Source organism: Falsiroseomonas selenitidurans (genome assembly GCF_012103215.1).
In the GTDB taxonomy this organism is placed as follows: Bacteria; Pseudomonadota; Alphaproteobacteria; order Acetobacterales; family Acetobacteraceae; genus Falsiroseomonas; species Falsiroseomonas selenitidurans.
The window spans coordinates 127,925-154,891 of sequence record NZ_JAAVNE010000004.1; the positions used below are offsets into that span (position 1 = coordinate 127,925).

Here is a 26,967-nt window from a genome sequence, read left to right on the forward strand (position 1 = left end):
ACACCGCTGCGCCCTGCGGCGGCATGGCCTGCCGGTATACGCGGCATCCCCGGCACGGCGCCGCATCCGCACGGCCACCGCCCCCCTGGTGCGCACCGGAAAACGCCCCATGCTGGGGTGGCCTGAAGACCCCGGAGCCCCGCCTTGCCCGCACCCACCACCCTGGCCGCGCTGGAAGCGGATGCGCGGCGCGACCTGGCCCTGATCGCGCATCCCCGCATGGACTGGCTGCAGCCGAAGACGATCGGCGGCGCGCCGGTGCTGGACGTGCTGGTGGTCGGCGGCGGGCAATGCGGCGTGGTGACGGCTTTCGCGCTGATGCGCGACCGGGTGCGCAACCTGCTGGTGCTGGACCGTGCGCCCTATGGACGGGAAGGCCCGTGGCAGACCTATGCGCGGATGCACAATCTGCGGTCCTGGAAGGACCAGAGCGGGCCGGATCTCGGCGTCCCCTCCCTCACCTACCAGGCCTGGCACGAAGCGCAGTTCGGCACCGCGGCGTGGGAAACGCTACGCTACATCCCGAAGGAATTGTGGAACGACTACCTGCTGTGGCTGCGCCGCGTGGTGGGCGTGCCGGTACGGAACGGCGTGGCGGCCGGGCGCATCGGCCCCGCCACCACCGATGACGGCCTGCCCTGCCTGCGGGTGGACACCAGCGATGGCCCACTCCATGCCCGCAAGGTGGTGCTGGCCACGGGCCAGGAAGGGGCGGGCATCTGGTGGATGCCGGACTTCGTGGCCGCCCTGCCGCAGGCCCTGCGCGCCCACAGCGCGGACCCGATCGATTTCGCGGGGCTGCGCGGCAAGGTGGTGGCGGTGCTCGGCGCCGGCGCCTCGGCCTTCGACAATGCGGCGATGGCGCTGGAGGCCGGGGCGGCGGCGGTGCACCTGTTCTGCCGAAGGGCCGAGCCGATGGTGGTGCAGCCCTATCGCTGGCTGACCTTCGCCGGCTTCATGCGCCACATCCACGAGATGCCGGACGAGTGGCGCTGGCGCTTCATGGCGCATGTGCTGGGGCTGCGGGAGGGCTTCCCGCCGGACACCTATGCGCGCGTGATGGCCTTCCCGCATTTCACCCTGCATGTCGGCCGCCCCTGGACCGGGGCGCAGGTGGGCGCCGATGGCCGCGCCGTGGTGGCGACGCCGCGCGGCGCAGTCGTGGCGGATTTCCTGATCTGCGGCACGGGCGTGCGGATGGACCCCGCGCTGGTGCCGGAACTCGCCGGCTGCGCCCACAACATCGCCAGCTGGGCGGACCGCTACACGCCGCCGGCGGAGGAGGCCAATCCGCGGCTCGGGGCATTCCCCTACCTCGCGCCGGACTACAGCTTCACGGAACGCGTGGCGGGCGCCACGCCCTGGATCCGCGACATCCACCTGTTCGGCATCGGCACCACCATGTCCTTCGGCCCGGCCGGCGCCTCGATCAACGCCATGGGCATCGCCGTGCCGCGCCTGGCCGCCGGCGTCACCCGCGGCCTGTTCGAGGCCGAGCTGCCGCGCCACTACGCCGCGCTGCGCGCCTATGACGTGGCGCAGGTGGAGATCGACCCGAGCCGCCTCGCCGCCGAATAGCCCCCTTCCCCGCCGCCCCGCCCGGTGCCAGCCTTGCGCCGGATGGGAGTGGCCGCGATGGACGCCTTCGAGCGACGGATGCTGGATCAGGTGACGCTGGACGCGCCGTGGGAGCTGGTGGAGACCTTCGCCCGCACCCCGCGCTGCATGCCGGAGGAGGTGAACCGCGGCGCCGCCATGATCGCGGCGCGGCTCGAGGCACTCGGCGTACCGGTGACGCTGCATCGGCCGGAGATCTACCTGGCCGTGCCGCTTTCGGCCTCCGTCAGCGCCGGCGGCGTCACCTACCGGGCCAAGACGCCCACCTCCTCCCTGCCCGTGCCGCAGGGGCGGACGGCGCCGCTGGTCTATCTCTCCGCCAACCCGAAGGCGCTGCGCAGCTATGCGCGCGACATCACGGCGCTGTTCGGCGGCACCATCGCCTCCGAGGAGGAAGCGCGGGCGAAGGTGCAGGGGAAGATCCTGCTGACGGAGGGCTTCGGCAATCCGGCGCTCGCCTCCCTGGTCGAGGAATGGGGTGGCGTCGGCGTGATTGCCGCCAATCCCGGCGTGGATGTGCATTGGGGCACCTGCACCACCATCTGGGGCACGCCGGACCTGGATGACCTGCCGCGCAAGCCGAAGATCCCGATGGCGACGGTGAACCGCGACAGCGGCCTGGCGCTGCGCGCGGTGGCGGCGGCCGGCGGCAGCGCCACCATCACCACGGACCTGATGGAAGGCTTCGTGGAACAGGCGATCCCGGTGGTGGAGATCCCGGCCGCCGATGGCTCACCCGACTTCGTGCTGCTGCACGGGCACTATGATTCCTGGGATGTCGGCGTCGGCGACAACGCCACCGGCAATGCGACGCTGCTGGAGATCGCCCGCGTGCTCTGGGCCAACCGCGCGCAGTTGAAGCGCGGCGTGCGCATCGCCTGGTGGGCCGGCCATTCCACGGGCCGCTACGCCGGCAGCACCTGGTACGCGGACGCCTTCGCGCTGGAGCTGGAGGCGCATTGCGTGGCGCAGATCAACTGCGACAGCCCCGGCTGCCGCTGGGCCACCAGCTTCCACGAGATCGCCACCATGTCCGAGACGCGGGATCTGGTGCGCCGCGCCATCCTGGATGTGGCGCCGGATGCCGAATTCGGCAGCGCCCGGCCGATGCAGGCCGGCGACTACAGCTTCTCCAACATCGGCATCAGCAGCTTCTTCATGCTGTCCAGCACCATGCCGGAGACGCTGCGGGCGGAGAAAGGCTATTACGACGTCTCCGGCTGCGGCGGGAACATCGCCTGGCATACGGAAAACGACACGATCGAGATCGCGGACCGCGACATGCTGCTGCGCGACATCCGCATCTACCTGCTCTCCGTGCTGCGGGTGACGCAGCCGGAGGTTCTGCCCTTCGACGTTGTGGCGACGGCCGAGGAATTCGCCGGCACCGTCGCGCGCTATGCCGCTGCCGCCGGCGGGCAGGCGGACCTCGCCCCCAGCATTGCCGCCACCGCGGCCTTCCGCGATGCGGTGGCGCGGCTGCAGACGGGCGACGTTCCGCCCGCGCGCCGCAACGCCGTGGCGGTGGCGCTGGCGCGCATCCTGGTGCCGTTGAACTTCACCCGCGGCCCGCGCTTCACCCACGACCCCGCCTTCACCGCGCCGCCCCTGCCCTGCCTGGCGGTGGCCGCCGACCTGGCGCGCATGCCGGGCGAGAAGCTCGGCTTCGCCAGGACGCAGATGCTGCGCGGCCAGAACCGCTATGTCAGCGCCATGCGCGCGGCAACACGGCTGGTGGAGGAGGCGCTAGACTAGCGTTTCCATCAGCCGCCGCAGCAGCCGGGCGCGGGGCACCAGGCTTTCGAGATAGATCTGCTCGAAATCCGTGTGCCCGCCCTTGCCGTCAGCGCCCAGCCCGTCCAGCACCGGCGCCAGGTCGGCGCAGAAATTGCCGTCGCTGCCGCCACCGGTCTTCAGGTCCTGCAGTTCGAAGCCGATCTCCGCCGCGAGGCCGCGCGCATGGTCGAACAGGGCGGCGATGCCCGGCGTCTTCTCATAGGGCGGGCGGTTCAGGCCGCCGGTCAGGGTGAGTTCCACATCCGGGTCGTGCGGCCGCAGCGCCGCTATGCGGGCCAGCATCTCCTCCGCGATGGCCGGCGTCGGCAGGCGCATGTCGATGGCGGCATGCGCTTCCTCCGCCACCACATTCGGCCGCGTGCCGCCGCGGATGGTGCCGACATTCACCGTGATTCCGCGTGCGTAGTCGGTCATGCCGTGCAGCGCGACGATCTGCCGCGCGAGTTCCCCGATCGCGCTGCGGCCATCCTGGTGGCGGCTGCCGGAATGCGCGGCGCGGCCCTTCACATGCAGGTCGAAGCGCGCCGCGCCCTTGCGCGCGGTGACGATCTTCCCACCCTCCCGCGCCGGTTCCGTCACCAGCACGAATTTCGCCTTGGCGCCCAGGCTGCGGATCAACGCGCGGCTGGTCGGGCTGCCGACCTCCTCATCCGCATTGAACAGGTAGGTGATGGGCAGCGGCGTCGGCGTGCCGGCGCGCAGGAAAGACAGGAAGGCCTCGAAGGCCAGGCGTGCGCCACCCTTCATGTCGTAGATGCCGGGGCCGTAGGCGATGCCGTCCTGCACGCGGAAAGGCATGCGCGCCAGCATGCCCATGGGGTGCACCGTGTCCAGGTGCGACAGCACCAGGATGCCGGGGGCTTCCCCGCCCCAGGGGCTGCGCAGCAGCAGGTGGTCGCCCATGCCGTCGCGGCCGGCGATGGTCTCCGCCTTCGCGCCCGCGGCCGCGGCTTCCGCCGCCACCGTCGCCATCAGGGCGGAAACCGCTTCGGGCGCATCGGTCGGCGTCTCATGCTCCACCCAGGGCCGGATGGCGGCGAGAAGGCTGTCGGTGGTGAAGCTCATGATGCGGGCACCAGGGATGTGACAAGGGTTCGCGCGCCGCCGTGTTCCGCCAGCCGCGTCAGAACCTCCAGCGCCGCCTGCGTGCCGGCGGCGCCCAGCACGGGGACGGCGCAATCGCGGAATTTGCGCAGCTGCTCGGCCTCGGTCATCGGGTTCTCCGGCGCGCCACGGCGGATGCTGCGCTGGTCGGTCAACTGCGTGCCGTCCGTCAGGTGCAGCGTCACGCGCGTCGGCGGGCGTGGATCGGCATCGGGCAGCGCCTGCATCGTGATGCGCGGCATCAGCGCGCGGATCGGCGCACGGTGAATCGCGGCCTCCGCGAAATCCGCCAGGCCGAGCTCGCCCTGCACCGCTGCGGCCGCCAGGCAGTATTCCATGCTGAAGCGCGCCTGCATGCCGGTTTCCGGGCGCGGATGGATCAGGTTGCCGGCGAGCACGGCGGGCAAGGCGGTCTCGATCGCGGCGATGCGCGCCGGCGCCACCTGCGCGCGAAGCGCCAGCAGCGCATCCAGCGAAAGATGCGTCGCCGCGCAGGTTGGATAGGCCTTGAAGCTGAGGCCCACACCCTCGATCGCCAGTCGCGCATTGTCGCCCGGCGGGTCCATGGCGCCTTCGGGCGGCGCCTGGCCGGCGAACATCTCGGCGAAGCGCCAGCGCCCTTCCAACGCCTCCGCCGCCGCCTCCACCCCTGATTCGGCCAGCGAGGCCGCGAGCACGCCGGCCTTGGCGGCGAGCCCGGCATGGACGGATTTCGCCATGGTGCCCAACTGCATGCGGCTGCCGGAGGCCATGCTGGCCGCCAGGCTCAACGCATGCGCCGTGCGGGCCGCATCCAGCCGCAGCAGCCGCGCGCAGGCGGCCGCGGCGCCCAGCGCGCCGATGGTGGCGGTGGCGTGCCAGCCCAGCGCGTAGTGGCGCGGGTTCACGCCGCGGCCGATGCAGGCCATCGCCTCCAGCCCCACCACCAGCGCATCCAGCAGCGCCGCGCCATCCGCGTCCCGCTCCTCGCCCAGGGCCAGGATGGCGGGCACCAGCACGGCGGTGGCGTGGCCGTGCAGCGGGTTGAAGGTGTCGTCGTAGTCCAGCACATGCGCCGCGGCGCCATTCACCAGCGCCGCCCAGGGCGCGGCCATCGCCTGGCCGGTGCCGATCACCCGCGCCGTGCCGCCACCCCAGGCGGCCACGGTGGCGGCGGTGCGCCGCGGCGTTTCCTCTGCCGCGCCGGCCAGCATCACGCCCACGGCATCGCGCAGCCCGGCGATGGCCAGCGGCGCCACCGCCGCGGTGCGGGCGGGCGGCAGCCCGGCGATCCACTCCGCGATGCGCTGCGTCGCCGCCATCCGCCGCCCCCCCGCCCTGGTGCGGCGCAGCGTGGCGCCGCGGGACCGCGCGGACAAGCCCCCGCGCATCTTCACGGCTGCGCCGGATGCGTGCGAAGCTTCTGGCCTGGCGAGAGGGGAGATGCGGCATGGTGGGGTCTCGGGCTGGGGCGATCGCGCGCGCGGAACGCTGCTTTGACGATGGCGCATATCTCGACGCGCTGCGAAAGCTGGTGGCGGTGCCGACCGAAAGCCAGCTGCCGGACAGCCTGCCCGCCCTGACGCGCTACTGCACCGAGACGCTGCCCGAATTGATGCGCGACATGCCGTTCGAGCAGACGGTGCTGGACAATCCGCGCCCCGGCCGCGGCCCGGTGTTCCTGGCGACGCGCGTCGAGGACCCGGCGCTGCCGACCGTGCTGGTCTATGGCCATGGCGACGTGGTGCGCGGCCTGGCGCCGAAATGGAGCGCGGGGCTGGACCCCTGGCAGGTGACGGTACGCGGCGACAAATGGTACGGCCGCGGCACGGTGGACAACAAGGGCCAGCACCTGATCGCCATCGAGGCGCTGCGCGCCGTGCTGGCGGAACGCGGCGGCAGGCTGGGCTTCAACGCCAAGGTGCTGGTGGAGACCGGTGAGGAGCAGGGCTCCCCCGGCCTGCGCGCGCTGCTGCAGCAGGAACGGACGCGGCTGGCGGCGGATGTCTTCATCGGGCTGGACGGCCCGCGGCAGACCACCTTCATGCCGGAGATGAAGCTGGGCGCGCGCGGCGGCGTGGCCTTCGACCTGGTGGTGCGGCTGCGCGACCATGCGCATCATTCCGGCCATTGGGGCGGCGTGCTGACGGACCCGGCCTTCGTGCTGGCGCATGCGCTGGCCAGCATCGTCGACCGCCAGGGCCGCATCCTTGTCCCGGGCTGGACGCCCGCTGCCATGCCGGCCTCCGTCCGGCGCGCCATCGGCGACCTGGTGTTCGAGGACATCCCCGGCCTGCCGGAAGGCGACCCCAATTGGGGCGAGCCCGGACTGACGAAAGCCGAGAAGATCTTCGGCTGGACCAGCGTGATCGTGCTGGCGCAGGTCACCGGCCACCCCGATGCGCCGACCAACGCCGTGCAGGGCGAGGCGCGCGCCCGGCTGCAGGTGCGGCACACGGCGGACATCCCGGGCGCCGATTTCGTGCCCGCGCTGCGCCGCCACCTGGACGCGCAGGGCTTCCCGGAGGTCGAGATCGTGCCGATGATGGAGCGCGACATGTTCGGCGCCTCCCGCACCGATCCGGACGACCCGTGGGTGGCGATGGTGGCGGGGTCCATGCGGCGCAGCACCAACCGGGCGCCGAACATCATCCCGAACTCCTCCGGCTCCAACCCCTCCGACATGTTCCTGGAGGAGCTGGGCACGCCGGTGATCTGGATTCCGAACAGCTATGCCGGCTGCAACCAGCATGGCCCGGACGAACACGCGCTGGCGCCGCTGCTGCGCGAGGGGCTGGGCCTGATGGCCGGCATCTGGTGGGACATCGGCGAGGGTCAGGTGCCCTCGCGCCGCTGAAGGAGAAGACGCGCATGACCGACGCAGTGCCCGCCAGCCTGACCGCCTCCGTCAGCGGGGCGGAGATGATGGCAAACCTGCGCGAGATCGCGCGCTGGATGAAGCTGAGCGGCGAGCCCGAGGAGCTGGAATCCATCCGCTTCCTGGAACGCCGGATGCAGGATTACGGCTTCCGCACCCAACTGATCCTGCACGACGCCTATATCAGCCTGCCCGGCAAGGCGAGCGTGCTGGTGGAGGGCCGGGCGCTCGGCTGCATCACCCAATCCTTCTCCTGCCCCGGCAGGATCTCCGGCGTGCCGGTGTATCTCGGCCATGGCACGGACGCCGATTTCGCCGGGCGGGACCTGGCCGGGCGCATCGTGCTCTGCGAGGGCATGGCGACACCCGCGGTGGCGCAGCGCGCCTCCCGCGCCGGCGCGGCGGGGCAGCTGCACATCAGCCACCACGAGCACATCCACGAGATGTGCATCTCCCCGGTCTGGGGCAATCCCGGCGCCAGCACGCTGGAGGAGCTGCCGACGACCATCGCCTGCAGCGTGAACAACGCCGATGGCGGCGCAATTCGCGACGCGCTGGCCGCCGGCGCGCAGCCGGTGGTGACGCTGGAGGCCGAGGTGGATACCGGCTGGCGCAAGACGCCGCTGCTGGTGGCGGAACTGGGCGAGCCGGATGCCCCCTTCGTGCTGATGTCCGGCCACCAGGACACCTGGTATTACGGCGTGATGGACAATGGCTCGGCCAATGCCGGGATGATGGAAGCGGCGCGGCTCTGCGCGCAGCAGCAGGGGCAATGGCAGCGCGGGCTGCGCGTGTGCTTCTGGTCCGGCCATTCGCATGGCCGCTATTCCGGCTCCGCCTGGTATGCCGACACGCATTGGGAGGAGCTGGACCGCCGCTGTGCCGCGCATGTGAATGTGGACAGCCTGGGCGGCACCGGCGCCACGGCGCTGGAGCACGCGGCGGCGATGACGGAGCTGAAGCACATCGCAGCGGAAGCGGTGCAGGCGCAGACCAACCAGGCCTATACCGGCAAGCGCAAGGCGCGGAACAGCGACGAGAGCTTCGTCGGCATCGGCATCCCCTCCATGCTCGGCTCCATCAGCGAACAGGCGGCGAAGCACGCGCAGGCACGCAACGCGCTGGGCTGGTGGTGGCACACGCCGCACGACCTGATCGACAAGATCGACGAGGCGAACCTGGTGCGCGATGCCCGCGTGCTGACCCAGGTGGTGTGGACGCTGCTGTCGGCGCCGGTGGTGCCGCTGGACCATGCGGCGACCGCGTCGGCGCTGCTGGCGGAACTCGCGCCGCTGGCGGCGAAGCTGGAGGGGCGCCTCGACCTGGACGGGCTGGTCGCTGCCGCCACCGCGTTGCGCGACAGCGCCGCCGGCATTCCGCGCCGCGCCGCGAAGGATGCCGCGGCGGCCAGCGCGGCGCTGATGCGTGCCTCCCGCGCCCTGGTGCCGGTGGACTACACGCCGGGTGACCGCTTCAGCCATGCCGCCGCCCTGCCGCTGCCGCCCTGGGCGGTGCTGCAGCCGATCCGCGACCTGGCGGCGACCACGCCCGGCACGGATGCCGAGAAATTCGCGGCGGTGGACGCCATGCGCGCCCGCAACCGCATGCGCCACGCGCTGCGCGAGGCGCAGGCCGCCATCGATGCCGCCCTCGCCGCGCTGAACTGAAGGAAGCCCAAGCCATGCGGAACGACGAACAGGTCTGGCGCAGCGTCGATGAACGCAAGGAGACCTATGCCGAACTCAGCGACCGCATCTGGGGGATGCCGGAGCTCTGCTACAACGAGCATCGCAGTGTTGCCGAGCACATCGCGATGCTGGAGGCGGAGGGTTTCGCCAACACCCGCGACGTCGCCGGCATCCCGACGGCGGTGATGGGCGAGGCCGGCGAGGGCGGACCCGTCATCGCCATCCTCGGCGAATACGACGCGCTGCCCGGCCTGTCGCAGGAGGCCGGCGTGGCGGAGCACCGGCCGCTGCCGGGCGATGGCTACGGCCATGGCTGCGGTCACAATGTGCTGGGCTCCGCCAGCCTGCTGGCCGCCGCGGCGGTGAAGGATTTCCTCAAGGCCAACAACCTGCCCGGGCGCGTGCGCTACTATGGCTGCCCGGCGGAGGAAGGCGGCGCGGCGAAGGGCTTCATGGTGCGCGAAGGCGCCTTCGACGATGTGGACATCGCGATTTCCTGGCACCCGGCCAGCTTCTCCGGCGTCAACGACGCGATCTCGCTGGCCAATACCCGCATCGATTTCTCCTTCAGTGGCCGCGCGGCCCATGCGGCGTCCTCGCCGCATCTCGGGCGGTCGGCGCTGGATGCGATCGAGCTGATGAATGTCGGCGTGAACTACATGCGCGAGCATATGCCGAGCGATGCGCGCATCCACTACGCCTACCTCAATGCCGGCGGCATCGCGCCCAATGTGGTGCAGTCGCAGACCAAGGTCCGCTACCTGATCAGGGCGCGCAACCTGGTGGAGCTGAACGCCCTGGTCACGCGCGTGCGCAAGATCGCCGATGGCGCGGCGCTGATGACGGAGACCACCGTCTCCACCCAGGTGATCTCCGCGGTGTCGAACCTGCTGGGGAACTCGCCGCTGGAACAGCTCATGCATGACAATTTCCAGCGCCTCGGCCCGCCGCAATTCACGGATGAGGACAAGGCCTATGCGGCCGAGATCCAGAAGACGCTGTCGGAGGAGGACATCCTGTCCGGCTATCGCCGCCAGGGCGTGACGCCCGATACCGGCAAGGCGCTGTGCGACCTGATCGTGCCGCTGGGCGCCAGGGGTGCGGGCATGAACGGCTCCACCGATGTCGGCGACGTCTCCTGGAAGGTGCCGACGGTGCAGGCGCGCGGCGCCACCTATGCCATCGGGACGCCGGGCCATAGCTGGCAGGTGGTGGCGCAGGGCAAGGCGCCGGCGGCGCATACCGGCATGGTGCATGTGGCGAAGGTGATGGCCGGCACGGCGGTGGATGCGCTGCAGAACCCGGACCTCATCGCCAGGGCCAAGGCCGACCATGCGGCGCGCACCGGCGGCAAGCCCTATGTCAGCCCCCTGCCGGCGGATGCGAAGCCGGCGCTGGGGATGTCGCTGGCGGAGTGATCTGAAACCGCGAACCCCGCGATCGCCGCAGAACTCCTTGCGGCGCGGCGGGGATGGCGGCAGCCTTCGCCTTTCGGCGAGAGGTGCGGCGATGGCCCGGCGGCAGATGAAGCTCGGTGTCTCGATGATCGGGCTGGGCTACCACATGGCAGCCTGGCGGCATCCGGACATCGACCCGGCCGGCAACATGAAGCTGTCGCACTACGTCGATGTCACGCGCATCGCCCAGCGCGGCAGGCTGGACCTGGTTTTCCTGGCGGATGGCGTCGGCATCCGCGCGCAGGACGAACCGAAGGGCGCGCTGGCGCGGTCCTCCAAGAACGTGGTGTTCGAGCCGCTGACTCTGCTTTCAGCCTTGGCGATGGTGAGCGAGGGCGTCGGCCTGGTGGCCACGGCGTCCACCACCTACAACGAGCCCTATCACGTCGCCCGCAAATTCGCCTCGCTGGACCATATCAGCGGCGGCCGTGCGGGGTGGAACGTGGTGTCCTCCTTCACCGATACCGAAGCGCGCAATTTCGGCTACGACAAGGCGCCGGATTATTCGAAGCGCTACGACCGCGCGGCGGAATTCGTCGAGGTGGTGCGCGGGCTGTGGGAAAGCTGGGAGGATGACGCCTTCCTGCGCGACAAGGCCTCCGGCCTCAACTACGACGAATCCAAGCTGCATGTGCTGAACCACAAGGGCCCGCATTTCCAGGTGGCGGGCCCGCTGAACGTGGCGCGCACGCCGCAGGGCCATCCGGTGATCTTCCAGGCCGGCGCCTCCGACCCCGGGCGGGAGTTGGCGGCGGCAACCGCGGACGCGCTGTATGCGGCGTCCCAGGACCTGTCGGCGGCGCAGGCCTACTACGCCGATGTGAAGGGCCGCATGGCGCGCTACGGGCGCGACCCGGACCATCTGAAGATCATGCCCGGCATCCTGGCGGTGCCCGGCCGCACCCGGCAGGAAGCGCAGGACAAGCACGAGCAGGTGCAGGCGCTGCTGGACCCGCTGCTCGGCCTCAACCAATTGTCGCGGGTGATGGGCGACCTGTCCGCCTTTGACGTGGACGGCCCGGTGCCGGACAGCATCGACCCGCGCATGCGCAGCCGCGCGCAGATCTTCCTGGACCTGGCGAAACGCGACAACCTGACCATCCGCCAGCTTTATACGCTGGTCGCCGCCGGCAATGGCCATCGCACCGTGGTCGGCACGCCGGCGGATATCGCCGACGCCATGCAGGAATGGTTCGAGGATGGCGCGGCGGATGGCTACAACATCCTGCCACCCTGGCTGCCCGGCGGGCTGGCCGATGTGGTCGACACCGTGGTCCCGGAATTGCAACGCCGCGGGCTGTTCCGCACCGAATATGAAGGCCGCACGCTGCGCGAGAATCTCGGCGTGCCCTACCCCACCCATCGCCGCGCCGCGCTCGCCCGCGGCCTGGCCGCCGAATAGCCGAGAGAGGGAGACGCCCCATGCGCCTGCTCCGCCCGCTGCTGATCGCGACCGCGCTGGTCGCATCCCTGCCCGCTGCCGGTACCGTCGCTGCCCAGGAATTGCGCATCGGCTTCAAGGCCGCCGTCACCGGCAGCGATCCGCACCAGAACTACACGCCGAACCGCAATGTGCAGCTGCATGTGTATGAGCCGCTGGTGCTGCAGGACCCCTTCATGCGCCTGCAGCCCGGCGCCGCCGCCGCCTGGCGCAACATCGATCCGAATACCTGGGAATTCAGCCTGCGCGAGGGGCTGCAATTCCACGACGGCTCGCCGGTGACGGCGGATGACGTCGCCTTCTCCATCCGCCGCGCCCAGGCCGCGACGGGTCTGCGCACCTTCGTCGCGCAGACCCGCAACGTGGCGGGCGTGGAGGCGAAGGATGCGCGCACCGTGCTGATCCGCACCACCACCCCCACCCCGCTGCTGCCGGTGCAGATGGCCGTCGTCGCCATCGTCTCCGCCCGCGCCGCGGCCGATGCGGGGGAGGCCGAGTTCAATGGCGGCCGCGCCGCACTCGGCACCGGCCCCTATCGCTGGGTGCGCTTCACGCCCGGCCGCGACGTGGTCATCGAGCGGGCCGCGCGCCATTGGCGGGCGCCGGAGCCATGGCAGCGGGTGACCTTCCGCTTCATCTCCAACGACAGCGCGCGCGTCGCCGCCCTGCTGGCGAACGACGTGGACGTCATCGACAACGTGCCCCCCTCGCTGTTCCGGGAAGTGCGGGAAAGCCCGCGGACGCAGCTGGTCACCACGCCCGGGCTGTTCACGCTCTACATGTACCTGGACCATTTCCGGGACCAGGTGGTCTTCGCCACCGGGCCGGACGGCCAGCCTTTGGCGCGCAACCCGATCCGTGACCCGAAGGTGCGCCAGGCGATGAACCTCGCCATCAACCGGGAAGCGCTGGCGGAACGCGGCATGGAGGGTGCGGCGGACCCGATCGGGCAGTTCGCGGGCCCCGGCTTCATCGGCCATGACGAGCGCCTGAAGCCGCCGCGGCACGACCCGGCGCAGGCCCGGCGGCTGCTGGCGGAAGCCGGCTACCCGGATGGCTTCGGCCTGACCATCCACTGCACGAATGACCGCTTCCCGGGCGATTCCCGCACCTGCCAGGCGGTCGGGCAGATGTTCACCCAGGTGGGCATCCGCACCACGGTGGAGCCCTTGCCCTCCGCCGTGTTCTTCCGCCGCGCCAATGGCAATGCCACGCAGGACCCCGAGTTCACCGCCTTCATGGCGATCTTCGCCTCCTCCACCGGCGTCGCCAGCGAGAGCATGACGACCATCCTGCGCACCCGGAACCGCGCCACCGGCGCCGGCTCGCTCAACCGCGGCCGCTATTCCAGCGCGGCGCTGGATGCGGCGCTGGGCCGGGTGGATTCGATCTTCGACGACACCGCGCGGGAAGCCGCCATGGGCGATGCGGCGCGCATCGCCATCGAGGACAACGCCATCCTGCCGATCTTCTCGCTGCGCGCCTCCTACGGCCTGCGGCGGGGGCTGTCCATCGTGCCGCGCGGCGACCAGTACACCTTCGCCACCGCCATCCACGCCGCCCCGTGACCCGCCCGCGCCTGCTCGTCATCGATCCGCAGGGCGAGGACGAGGACATTGAGCGGGCGATCGTCGGGGAGGAGGCGGAACTGGTGTTCCGCCGCTCGGTCGGCGGGCGCCTGCCGGATGCGGCGGACTACGCAACGGCCGATGCGGTGCTGAACTGCCGCTCCATGCACCTGCTCGGCGCCGACGTGATCGCCCGCTTCACGCGCTGCCGGGTGATCGTGCAGGGCGGCGTCGGCTTCGCGCATATCGACCTGGCGGCGGCCGGCGCGCGCGGCATCCCGGTGCTGACCACGCCGGATTACGGCACGACGGAGGTGGCTGACCATGCGGTGGCGCTGGCGCTCGGCCTGCTGCGCGGCGTGCAGGGCTATGACCGACGGCTGCGGCGCGGCAATGCGGCCTGGGATGCGCGGCAGATGAAGCAGGTGCGGCGGCTGGGCACGCTGCGCGTCGGCATCCTCGGCCTCGGGCGCATCGGCACGGCCGCGGCACTGCGCTTCCAGGCCTTCGGCATGAAGGTGGGCTTCCACGACCCGCATCTGCCGGTCGGCCACCAGCTCGCCTTCGGCTGGGAACGCTTCCCGACCGCGGAGGCGCTGCTGGCGCGCAGCGACGTGCTCAGCCTGCACGCGCCGCTGAACGAGGCGACCGCCGGCCTGCTGGATGCCCGGCGCCTGGCCCTGCTGCCCCCGGGCGCGGTGCTGGTGAACACCGCCCGCGGTGGCCTCGTGGATCTGGATGCGCTGGGAGAGGCGCTGCGGAGCGGCCACCTGGCCGGCGCCGGGCTCGATGTGTTCGAGGCGGAGCCGCTGGACCGCGCGCACCCGCTGCTCGCGGCCTGGGCGGCCGGGGCGGAATGGCTGGACGACCGGCTGACGCTGACGCCGCACGCGGCCTTCTTCAGCAGCGCCAGCATCCGCGACATCCGCCGCCTGTCGATGCAGTACATGATGGACTACCTGCGCCACGGCGCCCGGCCCACCTGCGTCAACGCGGCCTTCCTGAAGCCCTGATCACAGCGGCCAGAACACCAGCAGCGCCGGCACCGCCACCGCCACCACCACCGCTTCCAGCGGCAGGCCAAGCCGCCAGTAGTCGCCGAAGCGGAAGCCGCCCGGCCCCAGGATCAGCGTGTTGTTCTGGTGCCCGATGGGGGTCAGGAAGGCGCAGGAGGCGCCGATGGCGACCGCCATCAGGAAGGGGTCGGCGGCGACGCCCAGCTGGCCGGCCAGGCCAATCGCCACCGGGCACATCACCGCCGAGGTGCCGGCATTGTTCATGAAGTCCGACAGCGTCATCGTCACCACCAGCACCAGCACCAGCGCGCCCGTGGCGCCGAAGCCGGCGACGGGGGCCAGCAGCGCCTGCGCCACCAGATCCGCCGCGCCGGTGCTCGCCATCGCCTCCGCCACCGGGATCAGCGCGGCCAGCAGCACCACCACGGACCAGTCCACCGCGTCATAGATCCGGCGCGCCGGCATCTGCCCCAGCAGCACCACCGCCAGCACCGCGCCGGCAAAGGCGATGGCGGCGGGCACCAGGCCGAAGCCGGCGCCGGCGATCGCCGCCAGCATCACGCCGCCGGCGATGGCGGCGCGGCGCGCATCCGGCAGGCGCAGGGCGCGGGCGGCCAGCGGCACCAGGCCGAAGCGATGGGCGAAATCCGCCAGCGGTTCCGGCGTGCCCTGCAGCAGCAGCATGTCACCCTCGCGCAGCGCCATGGTGTTCAGCCGCCCGGTGGTGCGCACGCCGCGGCGCGACAGGGCCAGCAGGTTGATGCCGTACTGGTGGCGCAGGCGGATGCCGCTGGCCGAAAGGCCGCTGATCTCGGCCCGCGGCCGCACCACATATTCACCGAGCACCACCTCGCCCGATTGCAGCGCGGCCATCGGGCCTTCGCGATCCTCCGTCGCCTCCGCGCCCGCGTCGCGCACATCCTCCTCCAGCTTCAGGCCCAGCTCTGCCAAGGCACCGGCCAGGGCCTCCGGCTCCGCCTCGATCACCAGGATGTCGCCGGCCTTCACCTCCCGCGACAGATGCGGGGCGGCGATGCGGCGTTCGTCGCGCAGCAGGCCGATCACCTGCGCATCGCTGTCCTCCAGCGCCGCCTCGATGGCGCGCAGCGTCATGCCGGCGGCCTTGGCGCCTTCCGGCACCCGCGCCTCGGTGATGTAGGCGCCGGCGGCGAAGCCTTCCGCGTCGCCCACCTTGCGCGCCGGCACCAGCCGCCAGGCGAGGGTGATGAACAGCAGCCCGGCCAGCGCCACCGCCAGGCCCACCGGAGTGAAGTCGAACATGGCGAAATGGTCCGGCCCGCCCGCCTGGCCGCGGAAGGAGGAGACGATGAGGTTGGGCGGCGTGCCGATCAGCGTCGTCATGCCGCCGAGGATGGACCCGAAGGCCAGCGGCATCAGCACCCGCCCCGGCGGCAGCTTCAGCCGCGTGGCCACCGGCATGGCCGCCGGCATCAGCAGCGCCAGCGCGCCGACATTGTTCATGAAGGCGGAGAGCAGGGCGCAGAGCCCGGCCAGCGCGGCGATGGTCAGGCTGGGGCCGGTGCGGCGCGGCACCGCCACGCTGACCAGCCAATCCACCGCGCCGCTGGATTGCAGCACGGCACTGAGCACCAGCACGCAGGCCACGGTAACGACGGCGGGGTGGCCCAGGCCGGTGAAGGCGGCATCGGGCGCCACCAGCCCGGCGGCGACGGCCGCCAGCAGCGCCGCCACCGCCACCACGTCATGCCGCCAGCGCCCCCACAGGAACAGCGCCATCGTGGCGGCGAGAATGACAAGGATGCTGGTCTGGCCAAAGGTCATCGCGGGCGAGCGCCTTGCAGGAAGCTGCGGGGCTTACCATCCTGCCCCGCCAGCCGCTGCATCACGCCCCCGCGCGCGGCGGTGTCAGATCTTGTGGGCTTCCAGCGTGGCCGGGTGGAACAGTTCCTCCGGCGCCAGAAGGCGGCTCGAAAGGCCCTGGGCGTGGTGGTGGCGCAGGAACCATTCGAAGACATGGCGGTTGGCCGCCAGGCCGTAGGAGAAGAAATCCTCCCCCATCAGGCGCCGCGCGGCGCGCAGGTTCTCCTCCACGAAGGGCAGCGTCACCTTGGTGGCGGAGGTGTCGGCGAGCTTCGCGAGCGCCACGGCCTTGGATCTCTCGAAGGCCTTCTGCACCGCCCCGGGCAGCCAGGGGTGGCGTTCCGCCAGGCTCCTGCGGATGCCGAGCACATGCATGACCGGGAAGATGCGGGTCTTGGCGAACCAGTCCCGGGCCGTGGCGGTCGGATCGGGGAACAGCCAGTCGATCTTGGGGTCGCCGCGCTCGAAGCAGGAGGGCGCGCGGGGTCCCATCACGCCGTCCAGCTCGCCGGCGGCGAGCATGCCGGAGATGGTGGCCCCTTCCGGCGCGTTCTCGATCACCACGCCGGGGGGCAGGTTGAGGGAGATCTTCTCCACCCGCCCGGGCGTGTCGTAGCCGCCACGCACCCAGGTGATCTCGGCGGGGCGGACGCCGTACTCCTCCTCCAGGATCGCGCGTGCCCAGACATTCGCGGTCAGCTGGTACTCCGGGATGCCGATGCGCCGGCCGCGCAGATCCGCGGGCGTTGCAATGCCCCGATCGGTCCGCACCACGATGCAGGTATGGCGGAAGGCGCGGGAGGGAAACACCGGCACGGCGATGTAGGGCGAATCCCCCTTCGCCACGCGCACGGCGTAGGAGGACAAGGACAATTCGCAGATGTCGAAGGCCTCGTGCCGGAAGGCGCGGAAGAAGATCTCCTCCGGCTCCAGCAGCATGAACTGCGGATCGACGGCGTCGATCTGCACCTCGCCATCCACCAGGGGCCGCATGCGGTCATAGGGGCCGATGGCGATGGAAAGCTGAAGCTTGGCCACGTTCTATTCCGCCGCGATCGAGGACGGGGCATCGACGAACAGGCTGCGCTCCATCGCCGTCGTGCCGAAGCTGCGCCAGTCGGTGGTCTTGGGCACCACACCCTCGAAGGAGGAAATGTCCTTCAGCGGCACGCGCGGCTCGGTGCGGCCCAGCGCCGGGGCGCCCTCGGCCAGTGCGCGCGCCGCCTCGATCATCAGGCGGCGCCACTGCACGATGGCGACGTCGCTGGCGCCGAGGCGCTCGCTGGTGCGGTCGGCGATGGGGCCCATGCTCTCCCACATCGCCATGTCCTGCGCCGGGATGCCCTTGATGCCGGTGAAATTGCCCAGCGCCATCAGCCTGCGGTCCTGGCCGTAGTCATTCTCCCGCACCCGCTTCTTGTTCCAATCGGCGTCCACGTCGATGCCCGGCTGCAACGCGAGAAACTTCCGCCAATCCTCGGTGGAGGGAACGTCCGGCCCTTCCCCCCAGGCCATGAAATAGAACCAGGAATGGTGGTCGTCGATCGGCACGGTCACCTGCGCCACGTTGTAGCTGGCATTGGGCGGGATCAGGCAGGTGAGCGGGGCGACGAAGGTGGTGATGCGGACGTAGTCATGGGTCGCCGCCTGGGCGATCGGCCGGCGGATGGCGGCGTAGCGGAAGCCGTAGGAGGTGAGCTGCACCTGCAGCTTCGGCGCCTTGTCCGTGGAAGGCCGGGTCCAGTTCTTCGCATTCGCCCCGGCGCGGCCGACGCGGGCCGGCACCATGTCCGAGGAATGGAGGGAGGAGGAATGCGCGCTGTCGATCTGCCCCTCGACGATCTGCGCCCAGTTGCAGGGCACCATGGTCTTGCCGATTGCCACCCGCGTGTCCGGCGTCGGCGCGAAGGGCGGCGGCTCGAAGGCCGGCATGTCCGCGCGGTCGCCGAGGAAGGCCCAGACGAAGCCGCCGGCTTCCTCCACCGGGAAGGAGGGGTGCTTGATCTTTGCCGCGGCGCAGGCTTCCGGCGGTTCGGAGGGCATCTCCAGCAGATTGCCCTCCACGTCGATCTTCCAGCCATGATACAGGCAGCGCAGGCCACCTTCCTCGTTGCGGCCGTAGTAGAGCGAGGCCTTGCGGTGCGGGCAGGCTTCCGCCACCAGGCCCAGCCTTCCCTCGCTGTCGCGGAAGGCCACCAGCTTCTCGCCCAGCACCTGGACCCGCACCGGCTTGCCGTCCGGCTCCTCCACCTCCTCGGACAGGCAGACGGGCAGCCAATGGGCGCGCAGCAGGCGACCCATCGGCGCGTCGCCAGTGACACGGCAGAGCAGCTCGTTCTCCGCATGGGTGAGCATGGACGATCCTCCCCGGATTGCTTAGGGGCCTAAGATATGCGGCGAGCTTCCGAGACTGTCCAGGGTGTTGACGCTGAATCATTAGGTTCCTAAGTATTTTCAGGGCGCAGGGAGGTTGGGTGATGACGGAGGAGTTCAGGCCGCTCCGCGTGCTGGCGGTGGAGCGCATCGCGGCGTCCATCTTCCGCTTCGACCTAGCCGACCCGGCGGGCGCGCCCCTGCCCGGCTTCACCGCCGGCGCGCATCTGCGGTTGCAGGTGCCCGGCGGGCTGGAACGGCGCTACTCACTGTGCTCGGACCCGGGGGAGACGGCGCAGTATGCCATCGCGGTGAAGCGGGAGGAGGCCGGCCAGGGCGGGTCCCGCCGCCTGTGCGACCAGGTGAAGCCGGGGGACCTGCTGCCCTGCACCGCGCCGCGCAACGACTTCCCGCTGGAGGGCCGCCCCGTCTCGCGCCTGTTCATCGCCGGCGGCATCGGCATCACCCCGATCATGGCGATGATCCGGCACATGCAGGCGGAAGGCGGGCCGCCCTGGAAGCTCTGCTACCTGACGCGGTCGCCGGCCGAGACCGCCTTCCTGGCGGAACTCCAGGCGCCGGAATGCCGCGGCAAGGTGCAGATCCATCATGATGGCGGCGACCCGGCGCGGGCCTTCGATTTGTGGCCGCTGCTGGAACAGCCGAAGGGCCGGCACATCCATTGCTGCGGGCCGCGCGGGCTGATGCAGGCGGTGCGCGACATGACCGGCCACTGGTCCGCCGCCGCCGTGCATTTCGAGGATTTCTCGGCCGGCACCGGCCAGAAGCGGGCGGAGGATGCGCCCTTCCTCGCCCGGCTGGCGCGGTCCGGCGCGGAGGTTCCGGTGCCGGCCGATGTCACGCTGCTGGCCGCACTGAATGCGGCGGGCCAGGCGGTGCCGTTTTCCTGCGAAAGCGGCACCTGCGGGTCCTGCCGCACCGGGCTGGTTGCCGGGGAGGTGGACCATCGCGACCTGGTGCTGATGGAGCATGAGAAGGCCATGGCGATCATGCCCTGCGTGTCCCGCGCCGCGCCGGGCTGCGCGACGCTGGTGCTGGACCTGTGAGGCCGGAACCGGAGCTGGACCTGCGGCCGCCGCGGAGGCTGCGCCTGGGCGTGGCCGGGCTGGGCCGCGCCTTCATGCTGATGCTGCCCACCCTGGCGCACCACCCGCGGGTGCAGATCGTGGCCTGCGCCGATCCGCGGCCGGAGGCGCGGATCCGCTTCACCGCGGATTTCGATGCGCCCGCTTTTGCCGATTTCGGCGCGCTCTGCGACGACCCGCGGGTGGAGGCGATCTACCTGGCCACGCCGCACCAGTTCCACGCCGCCCAGGTGGCGCGGGCGGCCTCGGCCGGCAGGCACATCCTGGTGGAGAAGCCGCTGGCGGTGACGCTGGCGGAGGCGGCTTCCATGGTGGAGCGCGCCCGGGCGGCGGGCGTGCATCTGATGGTCGGGCACAGCCACGCGCAGGACGGGCCGGTGCAGACCGCGCGGCGGATGATCGCGGGCGGCGAGGTCGGCGCGGTGCGCCTGATCACCGCCGCCAACTTCACGGATTTCCTCTATCGCCCGCGGCGGGTGGAGGAGCTGGACACGGCGCAGGGCGGCGGCGTGGTGTTCAGCCAGGGCGCGCACCAGGTGGATGTGGTGCGGCTGCTCGGCGGCGGCCGGGTGCGCCGCCTGCGCGCCCTGACCGGCGCCTGGGACCCGGCCCGGCCGACGGAAGGCGCCTACACCGCGCTGCTGGAATTCGAGGACGGGGCCGCCGCCAGCCTGACCTATTCCGGCTATGGCCGCTTCGACAGCGACGTCTTCCTCGACTGGGTGGGGGAGATGGGCCTGCGCAAGGACCCCACCCGCCACGGCCTGGCCCGCGCGGCCCTGGCCGGGGTGGCGGATGCGGCGGCGGAGGCGGCGCTGAAGACCAACCGCGGCTACGGCGCCCCCGGCCAGCCACCGGGCCTGCCGCCCGTCAGCCCGCCCGAATTCCACAACCAGTTCGGCCTGGTGATCGCCTGCTGCGAGAAGGCCGATCTGCGCCTGACGGCGGAAGGCGTGGAACTGCATGGCGACGACCGCCGCCTGCTGCGCCGCACCCCCCTGCCCGACCTGCCGCGCGCGGAGGTGCTGGACGCCTTCTGTGCCGCCGTGCTGGATGGCGCCCGCCCGGTGCTGGATGGCGCCTGGGGCATGGCGACGCTGGAGGTCTGCCTCGCCATCCTGCAATCCGCCCGCGAGGGCCGGGAGATCGCGCTGCACCACCAGGTGGCGCCGGAGGGATTTTGAAGCATGCCCACGCTCCGCATCGAGGCCCAGCGGGATGCAGCCACCGGCCTGTTCTTCCTGGAGGTCTTCCTGCCCGCCGGCTCGGACACGCCCTTCATCAGCACCGCGCCCCGCTACAGCAGCGCGGCGGCCGCGGAGCAGGACCTGATCGCCACCCTGACCGCGGCGGCCAACCGGCCCCGCAGGGCATGACAATTGCCTCGTCCGGTCCTGACCTGCGGGCGCCGGCAGGCGGCCGAGGCCGCGAATGCGGCCCGCGGCTGGTGCCGCGAAGCCGAGCGCCGGAGGCGCGCTGGCGTCTGAAGCATGGCGTGCGTCAGCACGTCAGGGGCACGGAATGAGGGGCCGCGAATCGCCGCTGCCCTTCGACCAGAGCCTCGGCTACCTGGTGCGGGACCTGAACCGCGCCATCCAGCGCGGCCTGCAGGCGCGCATCCAGCCCAGCGGCGTGACGCTGGGCGCCTGGTATTTCCTGCGCGTGCTGTGGGAGGAGGAGAGCCTGACGCAGCGCGAACTCGCCGGCCGCATCGGCATGCAGGAACCCACCGCCGTCATCGCGCTGCGCGGGATGGAGGAAGCCGGCTGGATCACGCGGGAACGCAATGCGCAGGACCGGCGCAAGGTGCATATCAGCCTGACGGACCAGGGCCGCGCGCTGCGCGACACGCTGCTGCCGGAAGCCAAGGCGGTGATCGCCCAGGCGCTGGATGGCATGACGCCGGCGGAGGCGGAGGTGCTGCTGGCCCTGCTGCGCCGGGCGCGGGCCAATCTGGCGGAACCGCCTATGCCGCTTCCGGAAGCCCCAGCCAGGCAGCAGCGGCGGCCACGCAGCGGCTGAACACGTCCAGCGAATCGAAGGGCAGGTCGGCGCCACCCTCCGGCAGGAACACCGGCAGCCCGGTGCGGTGCGCCACCGCGCCCGGGATCATCAGGTTGTCCGGCAGGCCGAAGCCGCCCACCGTCAGCCCCGGCATCGGGTCCGGCACCCGGTCCAGCAGGGCCGCGCTGCGCGCCGCGAAGGGCGTGGCGCTGTTGGAATAGGCGAAGATGGGCAGGCCGCGGCCGAGGAACCAGCCCAGCTCCACCAGCGTGCCGGCATCGGCGGAGGCGCCGCGGAAGGGGGTGAGGTTGGCGATGACCAGATCGGCGCGCTGCATCATCGCCAGGTCCTTGGCGAAGATCACCCGCCAGGCCTCTGCCTCCGGCATCGCGGCCAGGGAGGCCACGTCCTCGTTCAGCGGCGGCAGGGCGGTGATGCCGTGGCGGGCGCAGAGCGCCGTCCTGCGCGCGGCCTGGGCCGGCGCATCGGGCAGGAAGACATCGGGACCGGCGAGATAGGCGAGTGGCATGGCGGCAAGCTGACCATGCGGCGCGCAGCCTGCGCAAGCCGCGGGCAGGCGCCGCCCGGCCTGGGGCGGCGCCACGGAAATCGGCTCTGGCCCGCAACGGGGGGCTTCTGGCAGGTTCGCGCCATGAGGATTCCGATTTGAAGCCGGCCGCCTTCGACTGGCACGCCCCCACCCTGCTGGCGGAGGCGCTGGCGCTGAAGGCCGGCCACGGGGAGGCCGCGCGCTTCCTCGCCGGCGGGCAGTCGCTGGTGCCGGCGATGAACTTCCGCGTGGCGCAGCCGGCGGTGCTGATCGACCTGAACCGCGTCGCTGTGCTGGACCATCTGGGCTTCGAGGAAGATGGCACGCTGGCGATCGGCGCGCTCTGCCGCTACCGCCGGCTGGAGCGGGACGCCGAGGTGGCGCGCCGCCTGCCCCTGCTGGCAGAGGCGCTGGCCGAGGTTGCCCACCCGCAGATCCGCACCCGCGGCACGCTGGGCGGCAATCTGTGCCATGCCGACCCGGCCAGCGAGATGCCGGCGGTGATGCTGGCGCTGGAAGCGCGCCTGGTGCTGCGCCGCGCCGGCGGGATTCGGCAGGTGGCGGCGGCGGAATTCTTCCTCGGCCCGCTCGCCACCGCGCTGGCGGAGGATGAGATGCTGGCCGAGATCCGCATCCCGCCGCTGCCCCCTGGCAGCGGGACCGCCTTCCTCGAAGTCGCGCGGCGGCGCGGCGACTATGCGATGATGGGGGTGGCGGTGGTGCTGCGGCGCGGGCCGGACGGGCGCTGCGACCTGGCGCGGATCGCGCTGTGCAGCGCCGGCCCCACCCCCATGGCCGCCCCGCGCGCCGCCGCCGCGCTGCTGGGCCAGGCGCTGGAGCCCGCCGCCTTCGCCGCCGCCGCGGCACTTGCGGTGCAGGAGATCGCGCCGATGGGCAGCGTCCAGGCCTCCCCCGCCTATCAGCGACATCTCGCCGGCGTGCTGCTGCCCCGCGCCCTGGCCCGGGCGGCGGAGCGCGCGGCATGAAGATCACCCTGCGCGTGAACGGCACCGATCATGTGCGGGAGGTGGAGCCGCGCCTGCTGCTGAGCGACTTCCTGCGCCACGAGATCGGCCTGACCGGCACGCATGTCGGCTGCGAGCACGGCGTCTGCGGCGCCTGCACCATCCTGTGGGATGGCGAACCCGCGCGCGCCTGCCTGGCCTTCGCGGTACAGGCGGAGGGGCACGAGATCCGCACCGTCGAGAGCCTCTCGCCCGGCCCGGGCCGGCTCGACGCCCTGCAGCAGGCCTTCCAGGACAGCCATGCCCTGCAATGCGGCTACTGCACGCCCGGCATCCTGATGACCCTGACCGCCTTCCTGGCGGAGAACCCCCACCCCGACGAGGCCGCGGTGCGGGAGGCGCTGTCCGGCAATCTCTGCCGCTGCACCGGCTACCAGCACATCGTCGATGCCGTGCTGCGGGTTGCCGCCGCATGACCAGCTTCGGCCGCCCGCTTACCCGCAACGAGGATCCCCGCCTGCTGCGGGGGGAGGCGCTATTCGTCGACGATGTGGAACTGCCCGGCCTGCTGCACGCGGCCTTCCTGCGCAGCCCGCACGCGCATGCCAGGCTGCTCGCCATCGACACCGCGGCGGCACGGGCCCGGCCCGGCGTGGTGGCGGTGGTGACCGCCGCCGACCTCGGCGAATACTGGCAGCCCGGCCCGCTGCTGGTGCCGCCACCGCCCGTGCCGGGCATGGAGTTCCACCAGCGCTGCCAGGTGCCGCTGGTGCGCGACAAGGCGCGCCATGTCGGCGAGCCGGTGGCGATGGTGCTGGCCGAAAGCCGCTACCTGGCAGAGGACGCGGTCGCGGACATCCTGGTGGACTGGGAAAGCCTGCCGGCGGTGGGCGACCTCGAAGCAGCCCTCGCCGCGGATGCGCCGCTGGTGCATGACGATCTGACAAGCAATGTCGCCGCCCGCGTACACCAGGCGCGCGGCGACTACGCGGCGGCGGCGCGGGCGGCGCATCTGGTGCTGAAGCGGCGCTTCACCTACGACCGCGGCGCCTCCATCCCCATGGAGACGCGCGGCATCGTCGCCGATTGGGACCGGCGCGCGGACCGGCTGACGGTGTGGGACACCACCCAGGCGCCCGTCGTCATCCGCAACGGCCTGGCGGCGATGCTGGGCCTGAGCGAGCGGCAGGTGCGCGTGGTGGCGCCCAATATCGGCGGCGGCTTCGGGCCGAAGATGATGATGTTCTACCCGGAGGAGGTGCTGGTCCCCTGGGCCGCGCTGCGCCTTGGCCGGCCGGTGAAGTGGATCGAGGACCGGCTGGAGCATTTCTTCGCCACCACCCATGAACGCAGCCAGATCCACGATGCGGAGATCGCGCTGGATGCGCAGGGCAAAATCCTCGGCGTCCGGGATGTGTTCCTGCACGACACCGGCGCCTACGACCCCTATGGCCTGACCGTGCCGCTGAACAGCCAGTGCACGCTGCTCGGCTGCTACGTGGTTCCGGCCTATGACAGCGCCTTCACCGCGGTGTTCACCAACCGCACGCTGGTCACCCCCTATCGCGGTGCCGGGCGGCAGCACGGCGTCTTCGTCATGGAAAGGCTGCTGGACCTCGCCGCGCGGGCGCTCGGCATCGACCGCGCCGAGATCAGGCGGCGCAACTTCATCCCCGCCGATGCCTTCCCCTTCGACCAGGGCGTGATCTACCAGGATTTCTCCCGCCTCAGCTACGACAGCGGGGATTACGAGCCGATCCTCGACAAGGCACTGGCGGCGATCGGCTACGATGATTTCCTGGCCCGGGTGCAGCCCACCGCCCGGGCGGAAGGCCGCGCGCTTGGCATCGGCCTGGTCTGCTATGTGGAGGGCACCGGCATCGGCCCCTATGAGGGCGCCCGGGTGCAGGTGCAGGGCTCGGGCAAGGTGAGCCTCGCCACCGGCATCGGCAGCCAGGGCCAGGGCCACGCCACCGCCTTCGCCCAGGTGGTCGCCGAACAGATCGGCGTCGATATCCGCGACGTGGAGGTGGTGACCGGCGACACCGACCAGTTCCAATGGGGCGTCGGCACCTTTGCCAGCCGCGGCGCCGTCGTCGCCGGCAGCGCGGCGCATGAAGCGGCGAAGGTGGTGCGGGCCAAGATCCTGCGGACGGCGGCGGCGCATTTCGAATGCGCGGAAGCCGATTTGGTGCTGGCCGATGGCGCCGTCACCGTGGCCGGCACGGACCGGCGCATCGCGCTCGGCGCCCTGGCGGGGCTGGCCAACCCGATGCGCGGCGCGGTCACGCCCGGCACGGAGCCGGGGCTGGAAGCCACGCGCTATTTCGGCCCGGCCAGCGGCGCCACCGCCAGCGGGGTGCATGCGATGATCCTGGAGATCGACCGCGCCACGCTGCGCCCGACGATCCTGGACTACGTGGTGGTGCATGATTGCGGCACGGTGATCAACCCGCTGATCCTGGCCGGGCAGATCCATGGCGGCGTGGCGCAGGGTATCGGCAACGCCTTCTTCGAGAAGCTGGCATGGGATTCCGAAGGCCAGTTGCTGAACGCCAGCCTGGCCGACTACCTGATCCCGACCGCGCTGGATGTGCCGCGGATGCGGCTGGAACACACCGTGACGCCCTCCCCGCTCAATCCGCTGGGGGTGAAGGGTGCCGGGGAGGCGGGCGCGATTCCGGTCGGCGCGCTGTTCGCGCAGGCGATCGAGGATGCGCTGGGACTGCCCGCGCGCGACATCGAGATCCGGGAGATGCCGCTGAGCCCCTCCCGCCTCTGGGAGATCACCGAAGGTGGCTGAACCCGTCATCGCGGCGCGCGACCTGTCGCTGGTCTTCACCACGCGGGACGGGCCGGTGCAGGCGCTGTCGCAGGTGAACCTCGACATCGCGCCGGGCGAATTCATCTCGCTGATCGGCCCCTCCGGCTGCGGCAAGACCACGCTGCTGCGGGTCATCGCCGATCTGGAGCGCGCCACCGGCGGCCGCATCGCGGTGAACGGGCGCACACCGGAACAGGCACGGCTGGCGCGGGACTATGGCTATGTCTTCCAGGCGCCGGCGCTGTTCCCGTGGCGGACCATCCTCGGCAACGTCATGCTGCCGCTGGAGGTGATGGGCATCCCGCGCGCGGAGCGGGCGGCGCGGGCGAAGGCGCAGCTCGCGCTGGTGAACCTCGCCGGGTTCGAGCGCAAATTCCCCTGGCAACTGTCCGGCGGCATGCAGCAGCGCGCCTCCATCGCCCGCGCGCTGGCTTTTGCGCCGAAGCTGCTGCTGATGGACGAGCCTTTCGGCGCGCTGGACGAGATCGTCCGGGATCACCTGAACGAGCAATTGCTGAAGCTCTGGGCCGCGACGGGCAAGACCGTGGTGTTCGTGACGCATTCGATCCCGGAGGCGGTGTTCCTCTCCACCCGCATCGTGGTGATGTCCCCGCGGCCCGGGCGCATCACCGACATCATCGATTGCGACCTCGGCCCCGACCGCCCGCTGGAAATCCGCGAGACGCCCGCATTCCTGCGCATCGCCCAGCGGGTGCGGGAGGGGCTGCGCGCCGGGCATTCCTATGATGTCTAGAGCG

General features: G+C 71.5%; 22 protein-coding genes. 16 read left to right on the forward strand and 6 right to left on the reverse strand.

Annotated features, from left to right (window positions below):
- The first annotated feature begins 144 nt into the window (after nucleotides 1-144).
- On the forward strand, nucleotides 145-1,578 hold the full coding sequence (locus tag HEQ75_RS04335; protein ID WP_209318338.1) for an FAD/NAD(P)-binding protein: 1,434 nt from the start codon (nucleotides 145-147) through the stop codon (nucleotides 1,576-1,578).
- Nucleotides 1,579-1,635: 57 nt separating this feature from the next.
- Nucleotides 1,636-3,372, forward strand: a complete 1,737-nt coding sequence (locus HEQ75_RS04340) for a M28 family peptidase (protein ID WP_168027698.1) — start codon at nucleotides 1,636-1,638, stop codon at nucleotides 3,370-3,372.
- Here the strand turns inward: HEQ75_RS04340 and HEQ75_RS04345 are convergent.
- Both HEQ75_RS04345 and HEQ75_RS04350 read right to left on the reverse strand, forming a co-directional pair.
- Nucleotides 3,364-4,479 carry a M20 family metallopeptidase gene (locus tag HEQ75_RS04345; protein WP_168027699.1) on the reverse strand — a complete coding sequence of 372 codons (1,116 nt, stop codon included), beginning with the start codon at nucleotides 4,477-4,479 and terminating at the stop codon, nucleotides 3,364-3,366. The genes HEQ75_RS04340 and HEQ75_RS04345 overlap by 9 nt on opposite strands.
- Nucleotides 4,476-5,888: an MmgE/PrpD family protein gene (locus HEQ75_RS04350; protein ID WP_168027700.1), complete on the reverse strand. Its 1,413-nt coding sequence runs from the start codon at nucleotides 5,886-5,888 to the stop codon at nucleotides 4,476-4,478. The genes HEQ75_RS04345 and HEQ75_RS04350 overlap by 4 nt, the downstream gene beginning before the upstream one ends.
- 59 nt (nucleotides 5,889-5,947) lie before the next feature.
- Between HEQ75_RS04350 and HEQ75_RS04355 the strand changes: the two genes are divergently transcribed.
- The 6 genes from HEQ75_RS04355 (at nucleotide 5,948) to HEQ75_RS04380 (ending at nucleotide 14,542) form a co-directional block, all read left to right on the forward strand.
- Complete coding sequence (locus tag HEQ75_RS04355; protein WP_168027701.1) at nucleotides 5,948-7,354, forward strand: M20/M25/M40 family metallo-hydrolase; 1,407 nt, start codon at nucleotides 5,948-5,950, stop codon at nucleotides 7,352-7,354.
- 14 nt (nucleotides 7,355-7,368) lie between these two features.
- A complete protein-coding gene (locus tag HEQ75_RS04360) occupies nucleotides 7,369-9,042 on the forward strand; it encodes a M28 family peptidase (protein WP_168027702.1) in 1,674 nt (557 codons plus the stop codon).
- 14 nt (nucleotides 9,043-9,056) lie between these two features.
- Entirely contained in the window at nucleotides 9,057-10,481 is a 1,425-nt protein-coding gene (locus HEQ75_RS04365; protein ID WP_168027703.1) for a M20 family metallopeptidase, read from the forward strand.
- 106 nt (nucleotides 10,482-10,587) lie between these two features.
- Nucleotides 10,588-11,922 (forward strand): LLM class flavin-dependent oxidoreductase, encoded by a 1,335-nt coding sequence (locus HEQ75_RS04370; protein WP_235961254.1) that lies wholly within the window; start codon nucleotides 10,588-10,590, stop codon nucleotides 11,920-11,922.
- 20 nt (nucleotides 11,923-11,942) lie between these two features.
- Nucleotides 11,943-13,529 (forward strand): ABC transporter substrate-binding protein, encoded by a 1,587-nt coding sequence (locus HEQ75_RS04375; protein WP_168027705.1) that lies wholly within the window; start codon nucleotides 11,943-11,945, stop codon nucleotides 13,527-13,529.
- Complete coding sequence (locus HEQ75_RS04380) at nucleotides 13,526-14,542, forward strand: C-terminal binding protein (protein WP_168027706.1); 1,017 nt, start codon at nucleotides 13,526-13,528, stop codon at nucleotides 14,540-14,542. The genes HEQ75_RS04375 and HEQ75_RS04380 overlap by 4 nt, the downstream gene beginning before the upstream one ends.
- Here the strand turns inward: HEQ75_RS04380 and HEQ75_RS04385 are convergent, their stop codons facing one another.
- The 3 genes from HEQ75_RS04385 to HEQ75_RS04395 form a co-directional block, all read right to left on the reverse strand.
- Nucleotides 14,543-16,348, reverse strand: coding sequence for an SLC13 family permease (locus HEQ75_RS04385; protein WP_168027707.1), 1,806 nt, complete (start codon nucleotides 16,346-16,348; stop codon nucleotides 14,543-14,545).
- Between the two features lie 84 nt (nucleotides 16,349-16,432).
- Complete coding sequence (locus tag HEQ75_RS04390; RefSeq protein WP_168027708.1) at nucleotides 16,433-17,425, reverse strand: PhnD/SsuA/transferrin family substrate-binding protein; 993 nt, start codon at nucleotides 17,423-17,425, stop codon at nucleotides 16,433-16,435.
- Nucleotides 17,426-17,428: 3 nt separating this feature from the next.
- Nucleotides 17,429-18,742 (reverse strand): Rieske 2Fe-2S domain-containing protein, encoded by a 1,314-nt coding sequence (locus HEQ75_RS04395; protein ID WP_168027709.1) that lies wholly within the window; start codon nucleotides 18,740-18,742, stop codon nucleotides 17,429-17,431.
- A 122-nt stretch (nucleotides 18,743-18,864) separates the two neighbouring features.
- Between HEQ75_RS04395 and HEQ75_RS28990 the strand changes: the two genes are divergently transcribed.
- The 4 genes from HEQ75_RS28990 to HEQ75_RS04415 all read left to right on the forward strand — a co-directional run bounded on the left by HEQ75_RS28990 (nucleotide 18,865) and on the right by HEQ75_RS04415 (nucleotide 21,888).
- Nucleotides 18,865-19,827, forward strand: a complete 963-nt coding sequence (locus tag HEQ75_RS28990) for a PDR/VanB family oxidoreductase (protein ID WP_168027710.1) — start codon at nucleotides 18,865-18,867, stop codon at nucleotides 19,825-19,827.
- Nucleotides 19,824-21,050: a Gfo/Idh/MocA family oxidoreductase gene (locus HEQ75_RS04405; protein WP_328733407.1), complete on the forward strand. Its 1,227-nt coding sequence runs from the start codon at nucleotides 19,824-19,826 to the stop codon at nucleotides 21,048-21,050. The genes HEQ75_RS28990 and HEQ75_RS04405 overlap by 4 nt, the downstream gene beginning before the upstream one ends.
- Nucleotides 21,051-21,053: 3 nt before the next feature.
- On the forward strand, nucleotides 21,054-21,242 hold the full coding sequence (locus HEQ75_RS04410) for a hypothetical protein (protein WP_168027711.1): 189 nt from the start codon (nucleotides 21,054-21,056) through the stop codon (nucleotides 21,240-21,242).
- A 145-nt stretch (nucleotides 21,243-21,387) separates the two neighbouring features.
- Complete coding sequence (locus HEQ75_RS04415; RefSeq protein WP_168027712.1) at nucleotides 21,388-21,888, forward strand: MarR family winged helix-turn-helix transcriptional regulator; 501 nt, start codon at nucleotides 21,388-21,390, stop codon at nucleotides 21,886-21,888.
- Here HEQ75_RS04415 and HEQ75_RS04420 read toward each other — a convergent pair.
- Nucleotides 21,833-22,399 carry a nucleoside 2-deoxyribosyltransferase gene (locus HEQ75_RS04420; RefSeq protein WP_168027713.1) on the reverse strand — a complete coding sequence of 189 codons (567 nt, stop codon included), beginning with the start codon at nucleotides 22,397-22,399 and terminating at the stop codon, nucleotides 21,833-21,835. The genes HEQ75_RS04415 and HEQ75_RS04420 overlap by 56 nt on opposite strands.
- 137 nt (nucleotides 22,400-22,536) lie before the next feature.
- On the opposite strand from HEQ75_RS04420, the gene HEQ75_RS04425 reads away from it, so the two are divergent.
- The 4 genes from HEQ75_RS04425 to HEQ75_RS04440 are packed head-to-tail and all read left to right on the forward strand — an operon-like array spanning nucleotide 22,537 to nucleotide 26,963.
- Nucleotides 22,537-23,406 carry an FAD binding domain-containing protein gene (locus HEQ75_RS04425; RefSeq protein ID WP_168027714.1) on the forward strand — a complete coding sequence of 290 codons (870 nt, stop codon included), beginning with the start codon at nucleotides 22,537-22,539 and terminating at the stop codon, nucleotides 23,404-23,406.
- Nucleotides 23,403-23,861 (forward strand): (2Fe-2S)-binding protein, encoded by a 459-nt coding sequence (locus tag HEQ75_RS04430; RefSeq protein ID WP_168027715.1) that lies wholly within the window; start codon nucleotides 23,403-23,405, stop codon nucleotides 23,859-23,861. The genes HEQ75_RS04425 and HEQ75_RS04430 overlap by 4 nt, the downstream gene beginning before the upstream one ends.
- Nucleotides 23,858-26,188 (forward strand): xanthine dehydrogenase family protein molybdopterin-binding subunit, encoded by a 2,331-nt coding sequence (locus tag HEQ75_RS04435; protein WP_168027716.1) that lies wholly within the window; start codon nucleotides 23,858-23,860, stop codon nucleotides 26,186-26,188. Before HEQ75_RS04430 ends, HEQ75_RS04435 begins: the two co-directional genes overlap by 4 nt.
- Nucleotides 26,181-26,963 (forward strand): ABC transporter ATP-binding protein, encoded by a 783-nt coding sequence (locus HEQ75_RS04440; RefSeq protein ID WP_168027717.1) that lies wholly within the window; start codon nucleotides 26,181-26,183, stop codon nucleotides 26,961-26,963. The genes HEQ75_RS04435 and HEQ75_RS04440 overlap by 8 nt, the downstream gene beginning before the upstream one ends.
- Nucleotides 26,964-26,967 lie beyond the last annotated feature (4 nt).

Bases quoted from the DNA above. Each gene is read 5' to 3' on its own strand.
- HEQ75_RS04340 (WP_168027698.1), top strand. From the start codon at position 1,636: ATGGACGCCTTCGAGCGACGGATGCTGGATCAGGTGACGCTGGACGCG.
- HEQ75_RS04345 (WP_168027699.1), bottom strand. From the start codon at position 4,479: ATGAGCTTCACCACCGACAGCCTTCTCGCCGCCATCCGGCCCTGGGTG.
- HEQ75_RS04355 (WP_168027701.1), top strand. From the start codon at position 5,948: ATGGTGGGGTCTCGGGCTGGGGCGATCGCGCGCGCGGAACGCTGCTTT.
- HEQ75_RS28990 (WP_168027710.1), top strand. From the start codon at position 18,865: ATGACGGAGGAGTTCAGGCCGCTCCGCGTGCTGGCGGTGGAGCGCATC.
- HEQ75_RS04435 (WP_168027716.1), top strand. From the start codon at position 23,858: ATGACCAGCTTCGGCCGCCCGCTTACCCGCAACGAGGATCCCCGCCTG.
- HEQ75_RS04385 (WP_168027707.1), bottom strand. From the start codon at position 16,348: ATGACCTTTGGCCAGACCAGCATCCTTGTCATTCTCGCCGCCACGATG.
- HEQ75_RS04415 (WP_168027712.1), top strand. From the start codon at position 21,388: ATGAGGGGCCGCGAATCGCCGCTGCCCTTCGACCAGAGCCTCGGCTAC.
- HEQ75_RS04375 (WP_168027705.1), top strand. From the start codon at position 11,943: ATGCGCCTGCTCCGCCCGCTGCTGATCGCGACCGCGCTGGTCGCATCC.
- HEQ75_RS04395 (WP_168027709.1), bottom strand. From the start codon at position 18,742: ATGCTCACCCATGCGGAGAACGAGCTGCTCTGCCGTGTCACTGGCGAC.
- HEQ75_RS04350 (WP_168027700.1), bottom strand. From the start codon at position 5,888: ATGCGCGGGGGCTTGTCCGCGCGGTCCCGCGGCGCCACGCTGCGCCGC.
- HEQ75_RS04420 (WP_168027713.1), bottom strand. From the start codon at position 22,399: ATGCCACTCGCCTATCTCGCCGGTCCCGATGTCTTCCTGCCCGATGCG.
- HEQ75_RS04370 (WP_235961254.1), top strand. From the start codon at position 10,588: ATGAAGCTCGGTGTCTCGATGATCGGGCTGGGCTACCACATGGCAGCC.
- HEQ75_RS04360 (WP_168027702.1), top strand. From the start codon at position 7,369: ATGACCGACGCAGTGCCCGCCAGCCTGACCGCCTCCGTCAGCGGGGCG.
- HEQ75_RS04365 (WP_168027703.1), top strand. From the start codon at position 9,057: ATGCGGAACGACGAACAGGTCTGGCGCAGCGTCGATGAACGCAAGGAG.
- HEQ75_RS04410 (WP_168027711.1), top strand. From the start codon at position 21,054: ATGCCCACGCTCCGCATCGAGGCCCAGCGGGATGCAGCCACCGGCCTG.
- HEQ75_RS04430 (WP_168027715.1), top strand. From the start codon at position 23,403: ATGAAGATCACCCTGCGCGTGAACGGCACCGATCATGTGCGGGAGGTG.